A 22,228-nucleotide genomic window follows, 5' to 3' on the forward strand; every position below is an offset into this window, starting at 1 on the left:
AGCACCCATCCGGCCTCCCCGGAAGTCCCGACCCCGGATCGGGGCGCTCCAACGTGAGGCGGCGGATTGCCCGCTCCCCCGACATGCACAGATTCCTTGCGAAGAGGGGCGGGAGGCCCAGTGCCGGACGACAAGAAGCCACACGGACAGCGGGGCGAGCGGGGCTCGCGCCAGGGACCGCAAACACGGGTGCCGCTCGCCTCACCGGCGGCCTGGCTCGTGCTCATCGCGCTGGCGGTCTTCCTCTTCCGCGCGTTCCAGGACGTGGGCGTCCGGCGCATCCCGTACTCCCAGTTCAAGGACATGGTCCGCCAGAGCTCGTTCGAGCGCGTGGTGATCGGGCCGGACTGGGTGCGCGGCATCCCGAAGCCGGTGGAGAGCGGCTCCGAGGGAGCGAAGGCGGAGGGCGAGAAGAGCGAGAAGGGCGGCCAGGCGCTGCCGTACGTCGCGACGCGCATCCCGGGCGGCGACAGCGAGCTCGTCCCGCTCGTGGAGAAGGCGGGCGTCCCGTACGACGCCGTGTCCGGCGGCGGCATGGGCGACCTCTTCTGGGTCTGGGTCGCGCCGATCGCGCTCGGGCTCCTGTTCTGGGCGTGGATCATGCGGCGCATGTCCGGGCAGATGGGACAGGGCCCGCCGGGCGTGATGGCGTTCGGCAAGTCGCGCGCGCGCGTCCACATGGAGCCGGACACCGGGATCACCTTCCAGGACGTCGCCGGCATCGACGAGGCCGTCGAGGAGCTCCAGGAGATCGTCGAGTTCCTGAAAACGCCGGAGAAGTACCGGCGGCTGGGCGGGCGGATCCCCAAGGGCGTGCTGCTCGTCGGTCCCCCCGGCACCGGCAAGACGCTGCTCGCCCGCGCCACGGCGGGCGAGGCGGGGGTCCCGTTCTTCTCGCTGTCCGGCTCGGAGTTCGTCGAGATGTTCGTCGGCGTCGGCGCCGCGCGCGTCCGCGACCTCTTCGCCCAGGCGACTCAGAAGGCGCCGTGCATCGTCTTCATCGACGAGCTCGACGCGCTCGGCAAGTCGCGCAACTCCGGCGTGGTCGGCGGCCACGACGAGCGGGAGCAGACGCTGAACCAGCTGCTCGCCGAGATGGACGGCTTCGACGCGCGCGCCTCCCTCATCGTCATGGGCGCGACGAACCGGCCGGAGATCCTGGACCCCGCGCTGATGCGCCCGGGCCGCTTCGATCGTCAGGTCCTCGTGGACCGTCCCGACAAGCGCGGCCGCGAGAAGATCCTCCAGATCCACGCGAAGAACGTGAAGCTCGGCGCGGACGTGGACCTCCGCTCGATCGCGGTGCGCACGCCCGGCTTCGCCGGCGCCGACCTCGCGAACGTGGTGAACGAGGCCGCGCTGCTCGCCGCCCGCCGCAACAAGAGCGCGGTGACGCGGTCGGAGTTCGAGGAGGCCATCGAGCGCGTCGTGGCGGGGCTCGAGAAGAAGAGCCGGCGCATCAACGAGCGGGAGAAGGAGATCGTCGCGTTCCACGAGGCCGGGCACGCGCTCGTCTCCTGGATGCTGCCCCACGCCGACCGGGTGACGAAGGTGTCGATCATCCCGCGCGGCCTCGGCGCCCTCGGCTACACGCTCCAGCTGCCGATCGAGGATCGCTACCTCCTCACGCGCTCCGAGCTGCGCGACCGCATGGCGGGGCTCATGGGCGGGCGCGTGGCCGAGGAGGAGGTGTTCGGCGAGCCGTCCACCGGCGCCTCGAACGATCTCCAGCAGGCCACCGGCCTCGCCCGCATGATGGTGCGCGACTACGGCATGAGCGAGGCGCTCGGCCCCATCGCGCTCAACGAGGAGCGCGCGCCTTCCTTCCTCGGCAAGGCGTTCGAGACGCGCACCTACTCCGAGCAGACCGCGCTCGAGGTCGACCGCGAGGTGCAGTCGCTCGTGCTGGAGGCGCAGCAGCGCGCGCGAGAGACGGTGCGGCGCAACCGCGAACGGCTCGACGCGATGGCCGCCCGGCTGCTCACGGCCGAGGTGGTGGAGGAGGAGGAGATGACGCGCCTCTGGGGCCCGAAGGTGGCTCGGCCGGACACGATCCACGGCCCCGGGCACACCGAGGCGCCCCCCGAGCACCCGGCCCGTCCCGTGGCGATGGCCGAGGAGCACCGCGACACGTGGGGCGCGCCGCAGGCGGTGGCGGGCACCGCGCCCGGGGACCACGAGTGAAGCACGGGTCGGAGAGCCACGAGGCCCGCAAGGTCCTCTTCCAGACCGGCATCCGCCGCGGGCACCTCTCCCTCCAGGAGATCGACCGGGCGCTTCCGCAGGGGAGCCTCTCGCCGGCGGAGCGGTGGCTCCTCTTCTACAGCCTGCGCGCCGCGGGGGTGGAGATCCGCGACGGACGCGGCGACACCGTCCAGGAGCTGCCGGGAGAGCCGCCGATCCCCTGAGAGATCGCCGGGGAGGGCGGCACCGCTCCGGCCTCCTCGACCGACCCCGGTGGCGCGTCGCCGCCGGGGGCTTCGACGTTTGACAGCCCCGAGCGTGTGGTTAGGTTCGCGGCCGGAGGTCACGACAAGGCATGTCCGAAGAGCGACGCGGCGCGCCCGCCCCGGAGGCCGGCGAGCCGCAGGTGAAGGTCGTGGATCGTCGGCGGTTCCGTCCCGACGGCAGGCCGGTGGAGGGGGATCCCGAGCAGACGCCGGGCGCCGGCGCCGACGCGCCGTCCGAGGAGGCGGCGGCGCCGGAGACGGCGGCCGATCCGCGCGAAGCGCAGCTCGCGGCCCAGCAGGCGCGCATCGAAGAGCTGGCGCGGGCCTATGCGGCGCTCGTGGAGGACAACAAGGCGTTCCGCCAGCGGCTCGAGCGCGAGCGGGCGCGCGTCGTGGAGGCGGAGCGCGTCAACGTGGCGCAGGCGCTCCTCGAGGCCGCCGACGACCTGGAGCGCGCGCTCGCCGCGGTGAGCACCGCGGGTGAGGGGCAGGGAGACGCGCTGCGGAACCTCGCCGAGGGGGTCCGGCTGTCGCTCGCGTCGCTGCACAAGCGCATCGCCGAGCTGGGCGCGCAGCGCATCCCGGTGCAGGGTCAGCGCTTCGACCCGCACGTCGCGGAGGCGATCGACACCATCGCCGTCGCGGACGCGGAGCAGGACGGTGTCGTGCTGCACGAGATCCGCCCCGGATATCGCATCGGCGAGCGCGTTCTTCGCCCCGCGCGGGTCCGGGTCGGCCGCCTTGCCCAGGCGTAGCATGCGCGCGGTCCGCCGGAGCGGCGGGCGCGCGGGAATAGTTTTCCCGGCCGCACGTCTTTCGGGCGGATCCGGATCACTTGCCCGAGGAGAGGGTATGCGCCGCATCATCCACCGAAGCATCGCCACCACGTTCGTCGCGGCCCTGATCGCGTGCTCGCAGGACGGCCGCGCGGCCACCGAGCCCCAGCGTCCCGGCGTGAACGGCGCCCCGCTGTTCCAGGACGCCTCCCAGCAGGCGAGCCCGCAGCAGCCTGCGGAGGCCGCGGTTCCCCCTCAGGGCTCGCTCGCGCCGCTCATCGAGAAGGTCAAAGGCGCCGTGGTGAACATCTCCACGACGACGGTCATCAAGCACCCGCAGACCCGCGGGATGCCCAACCCCCACGGCCAGGCGCCGGGCGGTCGCGGCGGCCCCGGCGACGAGGAGTTCCAGGACTTCTTCGAGCGGTTCTTCGGCGGCCGCCCCGCGCCGCGGATGCCGGAGGAGTTCCGCGGCTCCTCGCTCGGCTCGGGCTTCGTCATCAGCCCGGACGGCTTCATCCTCACGAACAACCACGTGGTGCAGGACGCGACGGACATCCTCGTCCGGCTCACCGACGGCCGCGAGCTCAAGGCCGAGACGGTCGGCCGCGACCCGGCGACGGACGTCGCCCTCATCAGGCTCGTGAACCCGCCGAAGGACCTCCCGAACGTCGTGCTGGGCGACTCCGATGCGCTCCGGCAGGGCGACTTCGTGCTCGCGCTGGGCAGCCCGTTCGGCCTGCGCGACACGGCCACGCTCGGCATCGTCTCCGCGAAGCACCGCCGCGAGGTGAACCCCACCGGCACCTACGACGACTTCATCCAGACGGACGCGGCCATCAACTCCGGCAACTCGGGCGGCCCGCTGTTCAACCTGCGCGGCGAGGTCATCGGCATCAACACCGCCATCGTCTCGCCACAGCTCGGCTCCGGCGTCGGCTTCGCCGTGCCCATCAACCTCGCGAAGTCGATCCTCCCGCAGCTGCGCGAGAAGGGGAAGGTGACGCGCGGCTACGTGGGCGTCTCGATCACCGATCTCAACCGCGACCTCGCCCAGGGCTTCGGCCTCCCTCCGGATCAGAAGGGCGCCCTCATCCAGGCCGTCGTCCCCCGCGGCCCCGCCGCGAAGGCGGGCGTGCAGCCCGGCGATGTCGTCGTCGCGGTGAACGGCAAGCCCGTGACCTCCGGCGGCGATCTCACGCGCGCGGTCGCGCTGGTCCAGCCCGGCAGCAAGGTGGATCTCACGGTCGTGCGCAGCGGCCAGAAGAAGCAGTTCAGCTTCGCGGTCGCGCAGCGGCCCGATGACGAGGAGGCGATCGCCCGCGGGCAGGGCGGCGAGCAGGAGGAGGGCGGCGACAAGGCCCCGAAGCTCGGTGTGACCCTCGGTGATCTCACCCCGCAGATCGCGCGGCAGCTCGGGATCGAGCCGGGGGAGGGCGTGCTCGTGCGCGACGTCGCCCCCGCCGGCCCGGCCGGGCGCGCCGGCATCGAGCCGGGCATGGTCATCGTCGAGCTGAACCGGAAGCCGGTGAAGACGGTGCAGGACGTCGCGCAGGCCATCGCGAAGATGAAGGACGGCGAGGTCGCGCTCCTGCGCGTTCGCCGCGGTCAGGATCTCTTCTACGTGGCGGTCCCGGTGGGCGGGCGCCAGTAGCGAGCCTCGAGCCCGCGGGGCCGCAGCGCCGTGCAGACGATCGAGGGCCGCCCGGCGGATCGGGCGGCCCTCGCCGTACCGAAGGAGTGAGGTCGCCGCCGGGTGCCGCTACAGGACCCGCGAGGCGATCTCGTTGCCGGTGCGTGCGTCGACGACGCGGATCGCCATGAAGCGCGCCGCGACGCCCTCCATCATCCCGCCCTCGCCCCGCCGCCGCAGCTTCCAGCTCTTCTCCGGCCGGAAGACGATCTCGAGCTCGATGGCGCCGGTCCGGAACGGTCCCTGGAACTCCAGGTCCATCACGCCGGGCGGGAGCTTTCCGCGGATCGGGATGAGGTTCATGAGGGGGTTGCCGGCCGCGTCCTGGCGGGCGGGCGTGCCGTGGGTGAGGGCGAGGCCGCCGCCGTCCACGAAGGGAGTCACGAGGAGCACGAAGCCGTCACCCTGGAGCTCGGCGCGGACGAGGGTCGCCGCGTCCGTCACACGCACGGTGAACGTCTTCCCGGAGAGCGCCCGCCGCGACGCGAGCACGTTCGCCTCGCAGGTGGCGCGCGTGTACACGTCGGTGCAGTGGCCGACGTAGCGCGTGAGGAAGGGCTCGAGCGCGTCGAGCCGCTCCGCGCCGGTGGCGAGGGCGTCGAAGCGCTCGCCAGCCAGGGCGGAGGGGGAGGAGGCGAGGAGGAGGACCACGGCCCAGAGAAAGCGCATGTGTTGGGATCCCCTTGGTGCGCGGGCGATGCGCCCGGACGGGTACCGCGAGTGTAACGCGGGGCCGCTCTGCTCGACCAAAAGTTAGGCCGTCGGCGTGCGACCGGGAGGCGCATGAAGGGCGAGGTGGCTTTTTTGACTACATGCGCCCACCGGCCTAGCCTGTCGGGCAGGTCGGGAGGCGGACGACATGCTCAACAGCCGCAGGGACGGACGCAGGCCGATGCCGGTGGAGCGCCGCGCGGCGCCCCGTCTCGACAAGGTCTTCCGGGTCTACCTCGAAGGCGATCGGGGCATGGGCCTCGGCATCGCGCGCAACATCTCCGAGGGCGGCATGTTCGTCGAGACGCGCGTCCCCCATCCCATCGGCTCGCAGGTCCGGGTCACCTTCCCGTCCGACGCCGGCGAGATGACCGCCGTCGCGGAGGTCCGCTACGTCTGCCACCTCGTCGGTCGGGGACCGGTCGACGTCGAGCGGCCGGCGGCGCTGCGCGGGATGGGCGTGAAGTTCCTGTACTTCGAGGACGACGCCGTCCACGCCGACCTGCAGTGACCGAGCCCGCAAGGTCGCCCGGCGGCCCGGCGCGACCGGTCGACCCGAGGTAGATCTGCTCCCGTGACGCTCGCGATCGAGACGGAGGGGCTGACGCGGCTGTTCGACGGCCGCGTCGCCGTGGAGGGGCTCGCGCTCGCCGTGCCGGTGGGGGCCTTCTACGGGTTCCTCGGCCCGAACGGCGCCGGGAAGAGCACCACCATCAAGATGCTCACCGGCCTGCTCTCGCCCACGTCCGGGCGCGCGCGCGTGCTCGGGATCGAGCTCGACCGCGATCCGCTCTCCGTGAAGCGCCGCATCGGCGTCGTGCCGGACGGCCTCGCGCTCTTCGAGCGGCTCTCCGGCGCCGAGCAGCTCCGCATCCACGGCCAGCTCTACGGCCTCGATCGCCGCGAGGCCGGGCGGCGCGCCGACGAGCTGCTCGCGGCGCTGGAGCTGGTGGACGACGCGGGGAAGCTCGTCGGCGAGTACAGCCACGGCATGAAGAAGAAGCTCGCCCTCGGGTGCGCGCTCATCCACGGTCCCGAGCTCCTTTTCCTCGACGAGCCGTTCGAGGGCATCGACGCGGTGGCCGTGAACGGCATCCGGCGGCTCCTGCAGGACCTCGTCGCCCGCAGGGCGATGACGATCTTCCTCACGAGCCACGTGCTCGAGGTGGTGGAGCGGCTCGTGTCGCACGTGGGGATCGTCCGCGACGGCCGGCTCGCGGCGCAGGGCACGCTCGCCGAGGTCCGCGGCGCGTGCACGCTCGAGGAGGTGTTCATCCGCACCGTCGGGGAGGAGCGCGAGGTGCGCGGGCTGTCCTGGCTCGGCGAGGGCGCGTGACGCGGGCCGGGGGCGGCGAGGCCGGCGCGGCGGAGCCGGTCCCGGCGCCCGCCCGCGCGGACGGGTGGGCCACGCTGCGCGCGCTCGCGGAGCTCCGCTGGCTCCTGCTGCTGCGCCGCCTGCGCCGGCCGGGAGGGGTCGCCGAGATCGTGGCGCGCGTCGCGCTGTACGTCGTGGCGATCCCGGCGGGGCTGGCCTTCGCCGCGCTCGCGGGCGCGGCGTCCTTCCAGGCCGTGCGCGTCGGGAGAGGGCTCCAGGCCTCGGTCCCCGTCGCGGCGCTCTTCTTCGGCGTCTGGCAGACCTGGACCGTCGTGTCGCTCTCCATCTCCGAGCGCGACGCGCTCGACCTGCGCCGCCTCCTCGTCTACCCGCTCCCCCCGGGCCGCGTGTTCGGTTACGGCCTCGTGGCCTCGCTCGCCGGCGACCCCTTCGCCGTGTTCTGGTGCCTGCTCCTCGCCGGGGCGTTCGCCGGGGCGGCGGTGGCGCGGCCCGGCGCGTGGCTCCTGCTGCTCGCCCTCGTGCTCGTCGCCTTCGTCGCCGCCACCGTGGCGCTCGTCGCCCTCATCCAGGAGGTCCTCGCCCGGCTCCTGCGCGCCCGCAGGGCGCGAGAGCTGCTCGTCGCCGCCGTGTACCTCGGCGTGGCGCTGCTGCTCGCCTGGACCGCGGGCCAGCCCGGCACGATCCTTCGCGTCCTGCGCGGCGCGCGCGCGCTCCGCTGGGTCGCTTACCCCGCCGCCCTGGCGGAGGGCGCAGTGCGCGAGCTGTACGCGGGCCGTGTGCCGGCGGCGCTGCCCTGGCTCGGGGCGCTGGTGGCCGCCACCGTCGCGACGGCCTGGGCCGCCTACCGGCTCGCGCTGGCCTTCGCGCGCGACGGAGAAGGCGGCGCACCGCGCGCCGCGGCGACGGGCGGGAGCGGGTGGCGGCTGCCGGGCCGCCTCGGGGCGCTCGTGGAGAAGGAGGCGAAGTACGTCCTGCGCCACCCCCTGGCGACGCTGCTCGCGCTGGTGCTGCCGCCGTTCGCCGCGCTGGTCGCGTGGAAGGTCCCGCCCCGCATCCCGCCCGAGGCGGGAGAGATCGTGCGCGTCTTGCCGGTGCTCGGCTTCGCGCTCTACGCGCACATGGCGGCGCAGATCTTCTGGCTGAACGCCTTCGGCTGGGAGCGCGGAGGGGGCCGGGTCTGGTTCCTCGCGCCCGTCGCGGCCGGGGAGGTCCTCCTCGCGAAGAACGTCGCCGCCTACGCGTTCTCGGCGGGGCTGTTCCTCGCCGCCGCGGGCGCGGCGATCGCGGTCGGCGGGGCGCTGCCGGGCTGGGCGCTCGCCGCCGCCATCGCGCTGCACGCCGGCGTGGCCCCCTGGCTCCTCGCCGCCGGGAACTTCGTGTCGGTGCTGAACCCGCGAGCCGCCGCGAACACCGTCCAGCGCGGCGGCGCGCTGTCCCCGCTCTCCTCGCTCGCCGGGATGCTGATCGTGGCGGGCGCAGCCGCCGCCTTCGGCGTGCCGGCCTTCCTCGCCGTGCGGCGGGGGGCGCCCTGGCTGCTCGTCGCCGGGTGGGCGGCGCTCGGGCTCGCGGGGGCGGTCGCCTACCGCGTCGCGCTCCCGTTCGCGGCGCGCCTGCTCGAGCGCCGGCGCGAGGCGCTCCTCGCCGCGGTCGCGGGCGACCAGGACTGACCGCCGGCCTTGCGAGCGGATCCGGCGATGGGTGCGCGGAGCCTGGCGCGGACGAGGGCGCCGAGCGCCGCGAGGAGCCCCGCGAGCTCGCCGCCGCCGCCTGCGGACGCGCAGCCACCGCCCCCTCGCGGCGGTGCGCCGCCGCCGGCAGGCGGCGGAGGCTCGGAGATCCCGGTCGGATCGCGCGTGCACACCCCGCCGATGCACAGGCCGATCGAGCAGGGCGTCCCGTCCGGCAGCGGAGAGGACGTGCAGCCTCCCGCCGCGATCTCGCACGCCGCCGCCGTGTGGCATTCGCCCGCGGGCTCGCACGTGACCGGCGCTCCTCCCCCGCACGCGCCGCCGGCGCAGGTCTCTCCGATGGTGCAGGGGTCCCTGTCCTCGCAGGCGCTGCCGTCCGGCACCGGGACCGCGAGGCAGGTTCCGCTCGGGGCGCTGCACGTCGACGCGGCGCACGGGTCGGGCGAGTCGCAGGCGAGCGGGTCGGAGCCGAAGCACGTCCCGGCCGCGCAGGCGTCGGCCCGGGTGCAGGCGTCGCCGTCGTCGCACGGGGCGCCGTCCGGCTTCGCCGGGTAGACGCACGCGCCGCTCGCGTCCACCACCGCCTCGTGGCAATCGTCGGCGGCCGGGCACGCCGTCGAGGTGAAGCGCGCCGTCACCGCGACCTCGCCGCTCACCCGCAGAGCACAGTCGCCCGTGCCCACGCACGCGCCCGCCCAGCCGTCGAACCGCGAGCCGGGATCGGGCTCGGCGGTGAGGGTGACGTCCATCGCCGACGCGTACGTGGCCGAGCACGTGCTCCCGCAGTCGATCCCCGGCGGAGCGGAGACGACGCGGCCGGACCCGCTCCCGAAGCGCGTCACGACGAGCCTCGGCGGCGCCCCTCCGGGGCCGCCGAAGGCGCCGATGTCCGCGCGCGTGCCGTCCACGTCGCTGTACGACGCGGCAGGATCGCCGGCGTCGATGCAGGCCGAGCCGGGCGAGAGCCGGTAGTCGCCCGCGTCGGGGTCCACGAACGCCGGATCGGCGAGCACGTCGCTCGAGCCGGGACCGGAGCCGTCGACCGCGGCGATGTCGACGCCGTTGCGCGCGAACGCGTTGTAGCCGAGGTCACCGGTGGAGGACGTGCTCGCGAGGACGGCGTAGTCGTTCCGGAAGAAGGCGTTGTTGCGGATCGTCGGGACGAACCCGTCGTAGTACGTGATCATCAGCCCGTACGTGTTCCCGTCGAACACGTTGTTCGTCACCCGCGCCACGCGCGAGTCGCGGTTCCAGCTCGGAGGCCATCCCTCCCAGAGCGCGATGGCGGTGTAGAACCCGACGAACGCCGAGTTCGTCACCGTGAACGCCGTGGAGTAGCCCTGCTGCAAGGCGTCGCCTCCGAACGCGTCGGCGCCTGCGGCGGCACGAAGGGTGAATCCGGACACGGCGCTGTCCTCGCCCGGCATCACGAGGGGGCGGGCGTCGAGTGCCTCCAGGATCGATTGCCCCGGCCCCGCGCCTGCGAGCGACACCGCGTCCGGAAGGCGCACGAGCTCCCGGAACGTGCCTGCCGGCACCCGCACCGTCGACCCCGCGGGCGCCATGGCCAAGGCCGTGAAGAGGGTGGGGTGGTCGCCCGTGCCGTTCACGGTGATCCCGACGCCCCTCCGCCACGAGACCACCGCGTCCGCGTGCACGTCGTCGCCGTCCTCCACGATGCCGGTGAGCTCGAACGAGCAGCTCCCGTCGTAGTCCGCGCTGCTCGGAGTCGTGGCGCACGTCAGCGCGCCCTCGGTCCGGCCGCCCGGGAACGGCGTCCCGCCCGCCGAGGTGGAGGCGGGAATCCCGTCCGCCTCGACGAGATCCAGGATCCAGTGGTCGCCGGTGGTGTAGCTGGCCTGGGTCTCGTCCACGTGCCACACGAGCATGCCGTGGCCCGGCAGGTGGGTGTCGAAGCCCACCCACTGCCGGTTCTCCAGCAGGAACGTGGAGCGCTCGGTCAGGACCTCGAACGCGGCGGGCGCCGAGGCGACCGGCGGGAGCCGCAGCGGACCCGCGAAGCCGCCGGCGAGCCGCTCCGGCCGGAGCCAGCCCAGGCGCTTCTTCTCCCACGCCCCGACGTGCGGCGGGGTCCGGCCCGCGTCGAGGTAGTTCCCGCTGCCCATGAGCCCCCAGGTGCCGATGTTCCCGGCGCCGTAGTAGAGGTCGGGCAGGCCCAGCACGTGGCCGAACTCGTGACAGTGGGTGCCGACGCCGGCGAGGTCCACGCCGAGCGCGGTGCTCGAGTAGAACGTCTCGGACATCACGTACCAGTTCCCCGGCGCGTTCGGCCAGAGCGCGCTCGACTGGACCTCGCCGGCATAGACGAGCGCGTAGCCGTCGAACTGCGACAGATCGACGCCCGAGCCCGCGATGGCCTCGTCGCGGAGGCGCCACGAGTCGTTCAGGTACTCCGATCGCGGCGCCGCCGCGCGCACCCAGTCGAACACCTCCCCCGTGACCGAGAGCTGACCGTACGACACCTCCGCCCAGTACTCGCGGAGGCTGCCCGTCACGTCGTAGCCGAGCGGCGACTTGCGGTACGTGCCTTCCGAGAAGAACAGCGCGCGGAAGGCGTCCGCGCCGTACGTGTGGGGCACGTCCGGGAACTCCACGAGGAGCACGGCGAGGCGGAACGAGGCCGGGGGCACGGCGGCGAGCAGCGCCCGCCCGGCCGCCTCGCCCCCGCCCGGGCGGGAGGCGGCGAGGCCGTCGAGCGCGCGCGCCCGGTCGCGCAGCGCGGGGAGCGGCGCCCGGGCGGAGTTCGCGTCGCGGCGACGGACGTCCATCTCCCGCAGGGCGGCGGGCGCGGGGCGCAGGTGCGGGGCGAACCCCGCGCGCGCCGCGTGCGCCGCCCGGTCGGAGGCCACGAGGCGTCCCTCGGGCGCGAGGCGCGCGAGGCGCCACTCGCCGGTGGCGGTCTGCGCGAGCGCGTAGCCGTCGAGCGTCTCGAAGACGATCCCGTGCTCGTCCCCGTACGCCCGCACGGCGAGCGGCGAGCCGTCCGGCTGCCGCACGGAGAAGGCGCCGGGCGGCGCGGGGGCGGCCGCCGCTGCGGCGGACAGGAGCGCGGAGGCGAGCGCCGCGACGCGACGGGTGACCACCCGGAGTGATGACGGCATGCGCGGTCTCCTCGGCGCTCGACACGCCTAGGATCGGCATGCACTGGGCGTGGAGCGACGCCCCGCCGGTGCGGCGCTCCGTCGGGGAGCCCGAAGCAGCGCGACGGGGCGCCGAAGCGCCCCGTCCCTGACGGCTCGCAGGTGCCGTGACGCGGCGCCGGCGAGGCCGGCTACTGCGAGAACCCCTCGATGAGGTAGTGCGCCTCGATGCGCTTCAGCGCGAGCACCATCGCCGCGGTGCGCACGTCCGTCTCCTTGCCGACGCAGAACGGGCGCGAGTCGTAGTGCGGCGTCCGCTGCGGGCGGTTCCGCGCGATGTCCCGGATGATGGCGTAGTTCTTCTTGATGGCCTGCTCGAGGCGGCGGTTCACGTCGCCCTCGGTCCAGTGCTCGAGCCGCTGGTTCTGCAGCCACTCGTAATACGAGACGGTGACGCCGCCCGCGTTGCAGATGATGTCGGGGATGAGGTCGATCTTGCGGCCCATCATCACGCGATCCCCGTCGCGGGTGGTCGGGCCGTTGGCGCCCTCCGCCACGAGCTTCACCTTGAGCCGCTCGGCGACGTCGCCGGTGATCTCCTCGCCGAGCGCGGCCGGGAGGCAGATGTCGGCGTCCACCGACCAGAAGTCGTCCTTGGAGATGGCCTTCGCGCCGGGGAACCCCGCCACGCTGCGCCGCAGGTTCTCCTTGTTGCCGTGCACGTACTGGACGAGCGCCGCGACGTCGAGGCCCTTGTCCTCGTGGATCGTGCCGTTCACGTCGTTCACCGCGACGATCTTCGCGCCGTGGGCGGCGAGGATCTCCGCGGCCGAGGAGCCCACGTTGCCGAACCCCTGCACGATGACGCGCGCGCCCTTGAGATCGAAGCCGCGGTCCCGCGCCCACTCCTCGATGCAGTACACGACGCCCTGGCCGGTGGCCCGCACGCGCCCCTCGGAGCCGCCGATGCGGACGTCCTTGCCGGTCACCACGCCGCGGAGCTTGTGGTGCTCCCGTTCGCCGTCGGTGAACTGACGCATCATGTAGGCCATGATCTCCCCGTTGGTGCCGACGTCGGGCGCGGGGATGTCGAGGAACGGGCCCATGAAGTTCTTGAACTTGTAGACGTACCGCAGCGTGATGTGCTCGATCTCCTCGCGGGAGTAGTTGAAGGGATCGAGCTTGATGCCGCCCTTCGCGCCGCCGAACGGGATCTCCGCGATCGCCGTCTTCCAGGTCATGTCCGCGGCCAGCATCTTGAAGAGGTCGAGCGACACGTCCTTGTGGTAGCGGATGCCCCCCTTGTACGGGCCGCGCACCTGGTTGTGCTGGATGCGGTACGCCTTGAACTTGCGCGGACCGCCCTTCTCGACGCGGAAGAGCCCCATCTTCGGGATGTTGATGACGCCCTGGCGCATGTGGATGTCGGAGCGGAGCAGGGCGCGGCGGTGCAGGATGAAGTTGCCGTTCGCGAGCGGCTCGAGCGCGTCGGCGGCCTTCATGTCCGACGGCTGCAGGTCCTTGAACTTGGGCACGTCCTCGGCGGCGAGCGGCACGAGCCGATCCCGCAGCTCCGTCGTGACGTAGAAGATGTGCTCGAAGTCCGGCTCCTCCAGCTCCATCCGGACGCGCGGGTTCATCTGGATGAGCTCTGCCGCGCGATCGAACGTCTCCATCGCCTCGTCGTAGAAGCTCTTCTTGCCGTTTCGACCGGCCATGCTGTCGACCTCGGTTGGTGGGGACCCCGTGCTTCGCCGGACGGCGAAGTCGGGCGCATGCTAGCCCCGCATAACTCTCGCGGTCAAAAATTGCGAATCGTCGGGAATCATCAGTGGAGACGCGCGATTACGGTGTGATCATGAGCGCGATCCCCGGCTTCGGCACCCGCCGCGAGGGGCATCCGCAGGCGGCGGAAATCTAACTCCGGACTGCCCGCGCCGATAGCTCCGGGAGCGGCTCGGAAAGGGGCCAGGCGGGCGAGGGCGCGGGTCCGGTGCCCCCGGCGGGCACGCCCCGAACGCGTGCTATCATCCCGCCCCCCACGCATCAGGAGAAGGCACCCGTGCAGACCGTCTGTCTCGACCTCGAGGGCGTCCTCGTCCCGGAGATCTGGATCGCCTTCGCCGAGCGCACCGGCATCGCGGAGCTGCGTCGAACGACGCGAGACGAGCCGGACTACGACAAGCTCATGCGCTTCCGGCTCGACCTGCTGCGCCGGCACGAGCTCGGTCTGCCCGACATCCAGAAGGTGATCCGCGAGCTGGGCCCGGAGCCGGGCGCGAAGGACTTCCTCGACGCGCTGCGGACCCGCTATCAGGTCATCATCCTGTCCGACACCTATTACGAGTTCGCCATGCCCCTCATGGCGCAGCTCGGCATGCCGACGCTGTTCTGCCACCGCCTCGAGACGGACGAGCGTGGCTTCGTGACCGACTACCGGCTGCGCATGCCCGACCAGAAGCGCGCCTCGGTGCAGGCGCTCCGCGGCCTCAACTTCAAGGTCATCGCGGCGGGCGACTCGTACAACGACACCGCGATGCTCTCCGCCGCGGACGCGGGGATCCTCTTCCGGCCGCCCGACAACGTCATCGCCGACTTCCCGCAGTTCCCGGTGGTGCGCGACTACCCCGCGCTCACCGCGGCGATCGCGGAGGCGAGCCGGCGCATCGGGGAGTAGGGCGCCCGCCGCCCTGCGCGGCGCACCCGCGGCTCATCACCCCGTCGCCTCGAAGCTCGTGCGGACCGGCGTCGCCTTGACGAGCGCGAGGTAGACCGGGCAGCGCTCGTGCCACGCGCGGGAGAGACGCGCGACGGCGTCGGCTCCGTCCGGCGAGCGGATGCGGACGTCGAGGCTGAGGTCGGTCAGGTCGGCCGCGACTCCGCCGATGCCGAGGAGCCCTCGCGCGTCCGCGTCGCAGCGCGCCTCGGCCTCCACCGAGTCGACGCGGATCCCCATCTGCGGCGCGAGCGTCTCGCGGATGAACACCACCGCGCACCCCGCCAGCGCCCCGAGGAGCAGCGCCGTGGGGCTCGGCGCCGCGTTGCCGCCTCCGAGCGGCGCCGAGAGGTCGGCTTGCCACTTGAACGACCCTGCCTCGAGGGTCGCGGTCGCACCGTCGAAGCGAGACTTCACGATGGGACTCGATTTCGCTCGCTCGGGCTCCGACTGCCACAGCCGGGTCGTCTCCTGGATGCGCTCGGGTGTCACTCGCCGACCTCCGTGTCCGCCGCGGTCGCGGCGCTTATGACGGGTTGCCGACAGCGCAGCCCGCGCGGCAAGGGTGCGCGCGCCCGAGAGAGAGGGCCATGAGCCTCGCGCCGGATCAGCTGACCGAAACGCCTTTTCGCCGGGCGGTTCCCGGACCGGCCGCGCTCGACGTCCTCTCCGACGCGCTCCGCGTGGTGCGGGCCTCCGGAGCCCTCTTGCTGCGCGGCGAGTTCACGGGCTCGTGGGCGGTGGCGACCCCCGACTCCTCCGCCATCGCGCGGATCGTCTGCCCCGGCGGCGCACGCCTCGCCATCATGCACCTGCTCGCGGAGGGCGACTGCTGGATCGCGCTGCCGGGACGGGAGCGGGTCCGCCTCGCGACGGGCGAGCTCGTCCTGTTCCCGCGCGGGGACGCGCACCTGCTCGGGTCGGGCGATCACGCTGCGGTCGTGCCCGTGTCGGCGCTGCTGCCCCCGGCGCCGTGGACCGAGCTCCCGGTGCTGCGGCACGGCGGCGGCGGCGAGCGCGCCCGGATCGTCTGCTGCTACCTGCGCTGCGACGACCTGCTGTTCACGCCCTTCCTCGAGCCGCTGCCGCCGGTGCTGCACCTGCGGGCGGACGGCGGCAGCACGCACGAGTGGGTGAGCGCGAGCATCCGCTACGTCATCGCCGAGTCCACCCGCGGCGGCCCGGGGTCCGGCGCGCTCGTGGGGAAGCTGACCGAGCTCCTGTTCATCGAGGCGCTGAGGCGCGAGATGTGCAGCCTCCCCGAGACGAGCGTGGGGTGGCTCGCGGCGCTGCGCGACGAGTACGTCAGCCGCGCGCTGCAGGCGTTTCACGCGCGCCCCGGTCGTGCCTGGACGGTCGAGGGCGTGGCCCGGGAGGCGGGACTGTCCCGCTCGGCGCTCGTCGCTCGGTTCCAGCGCGTGCTCGCGAAGACGCCGATGCAGTACCTCACGACCTGGCGCCTGCAGCTCGCGGCGAATCGCCTCCTCGCGACGTCCGAGACGGTCGCCGCGATCGCCCACGCGGTCGGCTACGGGTCGGAGGTGGCGCTCAGCCACGCGTTCAAGCGGGTGACGGGCGTCTCGCCGGCGGCGTGGCGGCGCTCGCACCGGCGGTCCGGTACAACCTGAGGATGCGAACGCTCCTCGCCCGCGTCGTCGTGCTGCTCCTCGTGCCCTGGTCCGCCGCGCGGGGGGAACCCGAGACCGACCTCGGCGACCGCGTCCGGGCGCGCCCGCTCTCGGCCCACGCCTGGCTGATCCGGTCGGTGAGCGCGCTCGAGGGCTTCGGCGACGTCGAGTCGAACGCGGTGCTGGTGACGGGGGCGACGGAGTCCGTGCTCGTCGACACCCCCGCCACGGACGAGCAGACCGCGCCCGTGCTCGCCTGGGCGGAGAAGACGCTGCGCCGACCGGTGCGCCACCTGATCGTCACCCACTGGCACGCCGACCGGATGGGCGGGATCGGCGCCGCGCGGGCGCGCCAGGTCGCGACCTACGCCTTCGGCAGGACCCGCGCGCTGGCGCGGCAGAAGGGGCTCGTGGTTCCGGAGCACGAGCTCGGACCCGCAGAGCGGCTCACGCTCGCGGGCCTATCTCTGGCGACCTGGTATCCCGGCCACGGGCACACCGCGGACAACATCGTCGTGTGGCTGCCCGAGGACGGGGTGCTCGTCGCGGGATGCTTCGTGAAGGACGCAGCGGCGGGGACGCTCGGCAACGTACGGGAGGCCGACCCCGTCCAGTGGGCGACCGGGGTGGCCGCCCTGCGGCGGCGCTACCCGGGGGCTCGTATCGTCGTCCCGGGCCACGGCGCGGCCGGAGGCTCCGAGCTGCTCGCCCGAACGACGGCGCTGCTCGAGGCGCACGGCAGTCGGGGAGTTCCGGCCTCAGGCCGGTGAGGAGCTCCCTCCGTTCGTCACCGATCGCGACTCCGCGGGTGGCGCGTCGGGTCCGGGCCGGTCGTTGTAGCCGCGGTCACCGTAGGGCTGCAGCCGCTCCAGCCACGCCTTCTCGAGCTGCCGCACGGCGTCCCGCGGGAACACGACGCCCTCGTCCTTCTCCGGCAGCACCTCGAGGATCTCGACCACGAACGCCTCCGGGCCGAGCGCGCTCACGTCCGCGCGGAGTTGCGCGTTCCTGTGCCATCCGCGCGCGAGCTCCATCCGCCTGCCGTTGAGGGTCTTCAGGTTCAGCGTGCTCTCGACCAGGATCCGCCCGCTCCGGACGTTCCTGATCTGGTACACGCCGGCCTCGGGCCTCGTCTCGCGCGCCGCGCGCTTCAGCTCGGCTCTCCGATCCATCGCCTCTCCTTCTCCTCAGCGGCCGCGAGGGTTCGCACGGGTTTCGACCGAAGGCGGACGCTCGAGCCGTGCCGCTTCTTCCGACAGGGCCAGCAGGTGAGCGCGGACGTCCTTCGGCCAGGTCCGGACCAGCGTCCCGAGCCGCTTCGCGTCGCCGGCGTACAGGGCACGCGAGGCCTCCTCGAAGCCGGGCAGATCGCCTGCCATCGCCCACATGAAGCGGCCCGCGGCCTCTCTGACCCGCCGCGCGCGCGCCCGATCCGGCTCGCGCTTCCTCGCCTCGTCCACCAGGCGCCGCAGCGCCGCCGAGCTGCCGTTGGGCTGTTGCTCCAGCCACTCCCAGTGACGGGGCAGGAGCGAGACCTCGCGGCTCACCACCCCCAGCTTCGGCCGGCCCGGCCCGGCCCTGGGCGCCGCCACGCGCGCGACGACCTGCTCCGGAGTGCCCCGCAGGTCGAAGTCGAGCTGCCGCCCGGTCGCGTCCTCGAACACCAGCACCGGGTCTCCGCCGGCGTCGTGATGCGCCTTCACCGCGAGCAGCACGTCACGCCTCGCGCCCGACGCGAGGAGCCGGACGCCAGCGAAGGCCGTGTAGCGGGGCTCGTCCATCGTCTCTGACATGTCCGCCCTCGCTGATCGGGCGGATTCCACCCGGGTAAAATTCAGGGAAGAGCTACCGCAGACCCGCTCGCGGATCAATATCACCCGGGTGAAAAGCGCGGGGCGGAGCCGGAGCACCGAGGACGGGATGGCGACGCGCGCGGCGTACGGGGCGCGCCGCCCGCCAAAAGGAACGGGCGCTCGACCGGGAGGCCGAACGCCCGCAAATTCTGGAGCCGACACCCAGACTTGAACTGGGGACCTACTGATTACGAATCAGTTGCTCTACCAGCTGAGCTATGTCGGCGAAACGGGCGCGTTGTTTAGCACCGCCGGAGCCGGCCTGCAAGAGCGGAACTCACAGGCTCGCGGCGGGTCGCTCGCGCCCATGACGCTCCGCGCCTAGCTTCGAGACATGAGGAAGAACCAGCCTGGATCGGCGAAGCGCGCGATGGGACAGCAGGAGGCGGCGTTCCGCCGCGGCGCGCCCGGGAAGCAGCAGTTCATCGGAGGCGCCTCCGCTAAGCAGAGCCAGGCGGCCCGCCAGGCGCAGAGGCGCAAGGTCGAGCGCATGGCGGAGGTCGACTCCGCCACGCGCAGGGCGGACGAGCTGGGGACGCCGGTCTCGGCCATCCTCGCCGAGCTGATCCAGGACACGGTCCGCCTGGCGCGCACCCTCGCCCTGGCGCCGTTCCGGATCGCCTCGGCCCTCGTGCGGCGACCGCGCGAGGCGTAGCGGTGCGCCCGGCTCAGAACGACGCGCCGAGCACGACGTAGGGATAGACCTCGTCGGGCGCGATCGCCTCGTCCGCCGCGCGCCAGCCGTCGAAGGGCGCCCCCATCGCGCGGGCGAGCCCGAGGCGCAGGTCGGTGCGGATGTAGTAGCCGAGCACGAGCTCGAGGCGGAGCTCCGCGCCGAGGCCGAGCCGGAGCGCGCCGGCGTCGAGCGGGTTGCCGGCGAGGATGGGCTCGCCCGGCCGATCGAAGGTCTCGCCGAGATCCGCGAACACCGCGCCGTGCAGCCGCCGCAGGAAGAGCGGCCAGGTCGTGCGCCCCAGCTCGGGCGCGCCGAGCGGGAACCGCAGCTCGGCGTTGGCGAGGACGAACCCGGTGCCCTCGAAGGTCCCCACGTCGTAGCCGCGCAGCGCGTCGGGCGGCATGCCGGAGCCGAGCGCGACGGAGAGCAGGCTCGGCTGCGGGACCCCGCCCAGCTCGTACGGCTCCCGGCCGCCGAGCGTGCCGCGCGCGAGGCCGCCGGAGGCCCGGAGGGCGAGCACGGTCCGGCCCAGGCCGGGGACCCGCAGGTACTGCCCGACCGACCCTCTCACACGTGCGAGGTCGTAGTCGCTGCCGGTGCCGGACCCGGCGTAGCTCAGGCTGACCGCCGCGCTCCGGCCCTCCTCGGGCGAGATGGAGCGCACGAAGCGGCGCGCGTCCGAGTACGAGAGCAGGAGCGACACGTCCGACAGGAAGCCGTCCTCGAACGGGAAGGGGAGCCGCGGGTCGGGGCCGGGCTCGCCCTCGAGCGTGTCGTAGCGCGTGCCGCTCCAGCCGAGCCGCAGCGCCAGCGCGCGGGAGAGGCGGGTGAACGTGAACGTCGCGCCGGCGTCGGCGAGCGTCCACACGGAGAGGAGTCGATCGCCGGGGTCGGGAGAGTCGCCGACGAAGCGCGACGACGAGAGATCGAGCCGTGGCCAGGACCAGCCACCCTGGTACGCGACGGCGTAACCGGGCTCCTGCGTCTGGGTGCTCCAGAAGGCCTGCGCCGCCCAGGCGTGCCGGCGCAGCACGTCCGCGCCGCCGGTCGTCGCGCCGAAGACCGTGCCGGCCGCGTCCGCGGCCAGGAACGGGAGCCAGTAGGTCGGGCCGAGCGTGTCGAGGGCGCGGTAGCGGCGGGAGGGGAGGTCGGAGGGGACGGGCTCGGGATGAGCGGCCTCTTTCCCGGGCGATTCCGGCACAGGGTTGGCGGTCGGGGTCGCGGTCGTCCCTCGACTACGCTCCTCCGCTGACGCGGAGTCGCTACGCTCGGGATGAGCGGCCTCTTTCTCCGGCGATTCCGGCACAGGGGTCGCGGTCGAGGTCGCGGTCGAGGTCGAGGTCGGGGTCGCGGTCGAGGTCGAGGTCGAGGTCGGGGTCGCGGTCGCGGTCGGGGTCGGGGTCGGGGTCGAGGTCGCGGTCGGGGTCGAGGTCGCGGTCGGGGTCGCGGTCGGGGTCGCGGTCGGGGTCGGGGTCGCGGTCGGGGTCGCGGTCGGGGTCGCGGTCGCGGTCGAGGTCGAGGTCGAGGTCGGGGTCGAGGTCGCGGTCGCGGTCGCGGTCGCGGTCGGGGTCGGGGTCGGGATCGGGGTCGGAGTCGAGGTCGGGGTCGTCCCTCGACTACGCGCCTCCGCTGACGCGGAGTCGCTACGCTCGGGATGAGCGGCCTCTTTCCCCGGCGATGCCGGCACCGAGGTCGCGGTCGGGTTCGAGGTCGCGAGGGATCCCGCTGCGTCCGGCGCCGCCCTCCCTTCGACAGGCTCAGGGCGAGCGGCTGCCGTCGCGGGGCGGGGCTCCGCCGGCAACGGCTCGAGCCAGCCCTCCGGCGCGAACGGGATCGTCGCGACGTCGTACCCGGCGCGCGAGTAGAGCAGGAACGCGATCGTCCGGCCGTCGGGCGAGACGTCCGGCTGCAGCGCTCCCGTCTCCACGTTCGTCACCTGCGCGACGTCGCCGGTCGCGGCCTCCCAGGCGTACAGGTTGTAGAGGCCGCCGCGGTCGGAGGCGAAGAGCAGGTGGCGGCCGTCGGGCGTCCACGCCGGCGAGGTGTCGAGGGCGCCGTCGTCGGTGATGCGCGTGACGCGGCCGTCCTCCCACAGCGCGAGGTCGCGCCGTCCCTCCTCCTGCAGCTCGAACGCGATGCGGCGTCCGTCGGGTGAGACGCGCGGCTGGTACACCTCCGCGCCGCGCCGCGAGAACAGCACCTCGCGCGCGCCGAGCCGGCCGGCGGCGTCGAGGGGACGGCGCACGAGCGCGAGCGCGCCCGGACCGGTGCGCTGCACGTACGCGAGGAACGCGCCGCCGGGCGCGAGGTCGGGATCGGTGGCGCGCTCGCCGCGCGTGAGCCGAGTGCGGCGGCCGGTGCGCAGATCCACGCGGTGGAGATCGTCGTAGACCCGGTACTCGCGGTGCACCTCGCCGATCGCCGCGATCGCCTGGTCAGGCGACCGAAGGGTGAGCGTCCCGTTCGCGTCCACCGTCGTGACGGCGCCGAGATCCCTCCCGTCGGGTGACACCCGGTAGAGGGCGGGCCGTCCGTCGAGCGGGCGCCGCCAGTAGGCGAGGAACGTGCCGTCTGGGCTCCAGCGAGGGTTCTCGGCCCGGCCGCCGCGGGTGGTCAGCCGGCGGGGGCGGGTGACGGGCCGCGCGCGCACCGCGGCCACCACCTCCTCGGCGCGGCGCCGCTCGGCGTCCGCGTACTCCGCCCAGAGCTGGGCGAAGGTTCGGCCGCCGAAGAACCGGCGCCCCACCCACGACGGCGCGTACGGCCAGAGCTGCGCGCCCTGCCGGCCGACGTAGCCCGCGATCGCGCCGTCGCCGTAGCGGGCCTGGAGGTAGGCCATGAAGCGCCCGCCGAGCAGGTAGGGCGCGGTCCCCACCGGCCACTCGAGCAGCGGGTTCGAGGCGTCGTCGAGCGGCGGGAACCCCGGCGGCTCCAGCGCGAGGGAGCGCGCGTACATCGCGTGCAACGCGCTCGCGTTGCGGCCCGTCTCGGGGTCGCCGTTCGACTCGTGCAGCACCGCGAGCCCCTCCACCATCCACGGCGGCACGAGCCCGTTCGGCACGAGCAGCTTGCCGAACACGCGGTTGAAGAGCGCCGGGAACCCGCCGATCCGGTCGAGGTGGAGGATGTGGACGTACTCGTGGAAGACCAGGGCGTCGAGCCAGTCGCGGTAGTCGTTCAGCTCGGAGAACGAGGACGGCGGGACCGCGTAGAGCCGGACCGTGTCGTAGGGGAGCGGCGTCGCCGAGCCGTTCGCGTCGTCGGCGTCGTCGGAGAGCACCACCTCGGTGCGCCGCGGCTCGTACCCGAGCAGTGGGGTCAGCGCCGCGTGCGCGCGCTCGGCGGCGCGCGCGACGTCCTGCGCGAGCGCCTCCTCCCCCTGGTGGAAGTGCACGCGGAAGTGCGGCGTGTCGAGGGTGTGCCAGCGGTAGCGCGGATCGTAGGGCTGCGGCGCGCCGCGCGCGGGCACGAGCGCGGCGAGGAGCGCGACGAGGAGGAGCGCGCGGCGCAGGGGGCGCTCGCAGCACCCCGATCTCGGCGAGGCGAAGGAGGCTCTCGTGGAGCCCGTCCCGGCGTGCGTCGCAGCAGGCTCCATGCGAG

At 73.6% G+C, this 22,228-nt stretch carries 18 protein-coding genes and 1 tRNA gene; 11 read left to right on the forward strand and 8 right to left on the reverse strand.

The genetic code is table 11. From position 1 onward, the window contains the following. Positions 1–120 precede the first annotated feature (120 nt). From ftsH to ANAE109_RS10435, 4 genes are all read left to right on the forward strand, one after another. Positions 121–2,184: an ATP-dependent zinc metalloprotease FtsH gene (ftsH, locus tag ANAE109_RS10420; protein WP_012096824.1), complete on the forward strand. Its 2,064-nt coding sequence runs from the start codon at positions 121–123 to the stop codon at positions 2,182–2,184. Then, positions 2,181–2,408, forward strand: a complete 228-nt coding sequence (locus ANAE109_RS10425; RefSeq protein ID WP_012096825.1) for a hypothetical protein — start codon at positions 2,181–2,183, stop codon at positions 2,406–2,408. Before ftsH ends, ANAE109_RS10425 begins: the two co-directional genes overlap by 4 nt. A gap of 131 nt (positions 2,409–2,539) precedes the next feature. After that, on the forward strand, positions 2,540–3,205 hold the full coding sequence (locus ANAE109_RS10430; RefSeq protein ID WP_012096827.1) for a nucleotide exchange factor GrpE: 666 nt from the start codon (positions 2,540–2,542) through the stop codon (positions 3,203–3,205). A 97-nt stretch (positions 3,206–3,302) separates the two neighbouring features. Next, a complete protein-coding gene (locus ANAE109_RS10435; RefSeq protein WP_012096828.1) occupies positions 3,303–4,880 on the forward strand; it encodes a trypsin-like peptidase domain-containing protein in 1,578 nt (525 codons plus the stop codon). A gap of 108 nt (positions 4,881–4,988) precedes the next feature. Here the strand turns inward: ANAE109_RS10435 and ANAE109_RS10440 are convergent, their stop codons facing one another. Further along, complete coding sequence (locus ANAE109_RS10440) at positions 4,989–5,588, reverse strand: DUF6066 family protein (RefSeq protein WP_012096829.1); 600 nt, start codon at positions 5,586–5,588, stop codon at positions 4,989–4,991. Between the two features lie 190 nt (positions 5,589–5,778). On the opposite strand from ANAE109_RS10440, the gene ANAE109_RS10445 reads away from it, so the two are divergent. From ANAE109_RS10445 to ANAE109_RS10455, 3 genes are all read left to right on the forward strand, one after another. Continuing rightward, positions 5,779–6,141 carry a PilZ domain-containing protein gene (locus ANAE109_RS10445; protein ID WP_012096830.1) on the forward strand — a complete coding sequence of 121 codons (363 nt, stop codon included), beginning with the start codon at positions 5,779–5,781 and terminating at the stop codon, positions 6,139–6,141. Between the two features lie 63 nt (positions 6,142–6,204). Further along, on the forward strand, positions 6,205–6,966 hold the full coding sequence (locus tag ANAE109_RS10450; RefSeq protein WP_012096831.1) for an ABC transporter ATP-binding protein: 762 nt from the start codon (positions 6,205–6,207) through the stop codon (positions 6,964–6,966). Further along, entirely contained in the window at positions 6,963–8,633 is a 1,671-nt protein-coding gene (locus tag ANAE109_RS10455) for a hypothetical protein (protein WP_012096832.1), read from the forward strand. Before ANAE109_RS10450 ends, ANAE109_RS10455 begins: the two co-directional genes overlap by 4 nt. Here ANAE109_RS10455 and ANAE109_RS10460 read toward each other — a convergent pair. After that, entirely contained in the window at positions 8,546–11,776 is a 3,231-nt protein-coding gene (locus ANAE109_RS10460; RefSeq protein ID WP_012096833.1) for a M6 family metalloprotease domain-containing protein, read from the reverse strand. The genes ANAE109_RS10455 and ANAE109_RS10460 overlap by 88 nt on opposite strands. 170 nt (positions 11,777–11,946) lie before the next feature. Continuing rightward, a complete protein-coding gene (locus tag ANAE109_RS10465; RefSeq protein ID WP_012096834.1) occupies positions 11,947–13,473 on the reverse strand; it encodes a Glu/Leu/Phe/Val dehydrogenase in 1,527 nt (508 codons plus the stop codon). 344 nt (positions 13,474–13,817) lie between these two features. Here ANAE109_RS10465 and thrH point away from each other — a divergent pair, with 344 nt between their 5' ends. Beyond that, entirely contained in the window at positions 13,818–14,432 is a 615-nt protein-coding gene (thrH, locus tag ANAE109_RS10470) for a bifunctional phosphoserine phosphatase/homoserine phosphotransferase ThrH (protein WP_012096835.1), read from the forward strand. Between the two features lie 36 nt (positions 14,433–14,468). On the opposite strand, the gene ANAE109_RS10475 is transcribed toward thrH, so the two are convergent. Beyond that, on the reverse strand, positions 14,469–14,888 hold the full coding sequence (locus tag ANAE109_RS10475; protein ID WP_158305884.1) for an OsmC family protein: 420 nt from the start codon (positions 14,886–14,888) through the stop codon (positions 14,469–14,471). Between the two features lie 173 nt (positions 14,889–15,061). Here ANAE109_RS10475 and ANAE109_RS10480 point away from each other — a divergent pair, with 173 nt between their 5' ends. Both ANAE109_RS10480 and ANAE109_RS10485 read left to right on the forward strand, forming a co-directional pair. Beyond that, positions 15,062–16,099 carry an AraC family transcriptional regulator gene (locus tag ANAE109_RS10480; RefSeq protein WP_012096837.1) on the forward strand — a complete coding sequence of 346 codons (1,038 nt, stop codon included), beginning with the start codon at positions 15,062–15,064 and terminating at the stop codon, positions 16,097–16,099. Positions 16,100–16,101: 2 nt separating this feature from the next. Then, positions 16,102–16,869: a subclass B1 metallo-beta-lactamase ANA-1 gene (locus tag ANAE109_RS10485; protein WP_041449074.1), complete on the forward strand. Its 768-nt coding sequence runs from the start codon at positions 16,102–16,104 to the stop codon at positions 16,867–16,869. Here ANAE109_RS10485 and ANAE109_RS10490 read toward each other — a convergent pair. The 3 genes from ANAE109_RS10490 to ANAE109_RS10500 all read right to left on the reverse strand — a co-directional run bounded on the left by ANAE109_RS10490 (position 16,858) and on the right by ANAE109_RS10500 (position 18,178). Continuing rightward, positions 16,858–17,271, reverse strand: coding sequence for a GIY-YIG nuclease family protein (locus ANAE109_RS10490; RefSeq protein ID WP_012096839.1), 414 nt, complete (start codon positions 17,269–17,271; stop codon positions 16,858–16,860). The genes ANAE109_RS10485 and ANAE109_RS10490 overlap by 12 nt on opposite strands. 15 nt (positions 17,272–17,286) lie before the next feature. Continuing rightward, positions 17,287–17,892 (reverse strand): DUF2239 family protein, encoded by a 606-nt coding sequence (locus ANAE109_RS10495; RefSeq protein ID WP_012096840.1) that lies wholly within the window; start codon positions 17,890–17,892, stop codon positions 17,287–17,289. Positions 17,893–18,102: 210 nt separating this feature from the next. Continuing rightward, positions 18,103–18,178: transfer RNA gene (locus ANAE109_RS10500), tRNA-Thr, on the reverse strand. A gap of 108 nt (positions 18,179–18,286) precedes the next feature. Here ANAE109_RS10500 and ANAE109_RS10505 point away from each other — a divergent pair. Further along, complete coding sequence (locus tag ANAE109_RS10505) at positions 18,287–18,607, forward strand: hypothetical protein (protein WP_012096841.1); 321 nt, start codon at positions 18,287–18,289, stop codon at positions 18,605–18,607. Between the two features lie 13 nt (positions 18,608–18,620). Here the strand turns inward: ANAE109_RS10505 and ANAE109_RS25765 are convergent, their stop codons facing one another. Then, a complete protein-coding gene (locus ANAE109_RS25765; RefSeq protein WP_143827948.1) occupies positions 18,621–22,223 on the reverse strand; it encodes a PD40 domain-containing protein in 3,603 nt (1,200 codons plus the stop codon). Positions 22,224–22,228 lie beyond the last annotated feature (5 nt).

It is taken from the genome of Anaeromyxobacter sp. Fw109-5 (genome assembly GCF_000017505.1).
In the GTDB taxonomy this organism is placed as follows: domain Bacteria; phylum Myxococcota; class Myxococcia; order Myxococcales; family Anaeromyxobacteraceae; genus Anaeromyxobacter.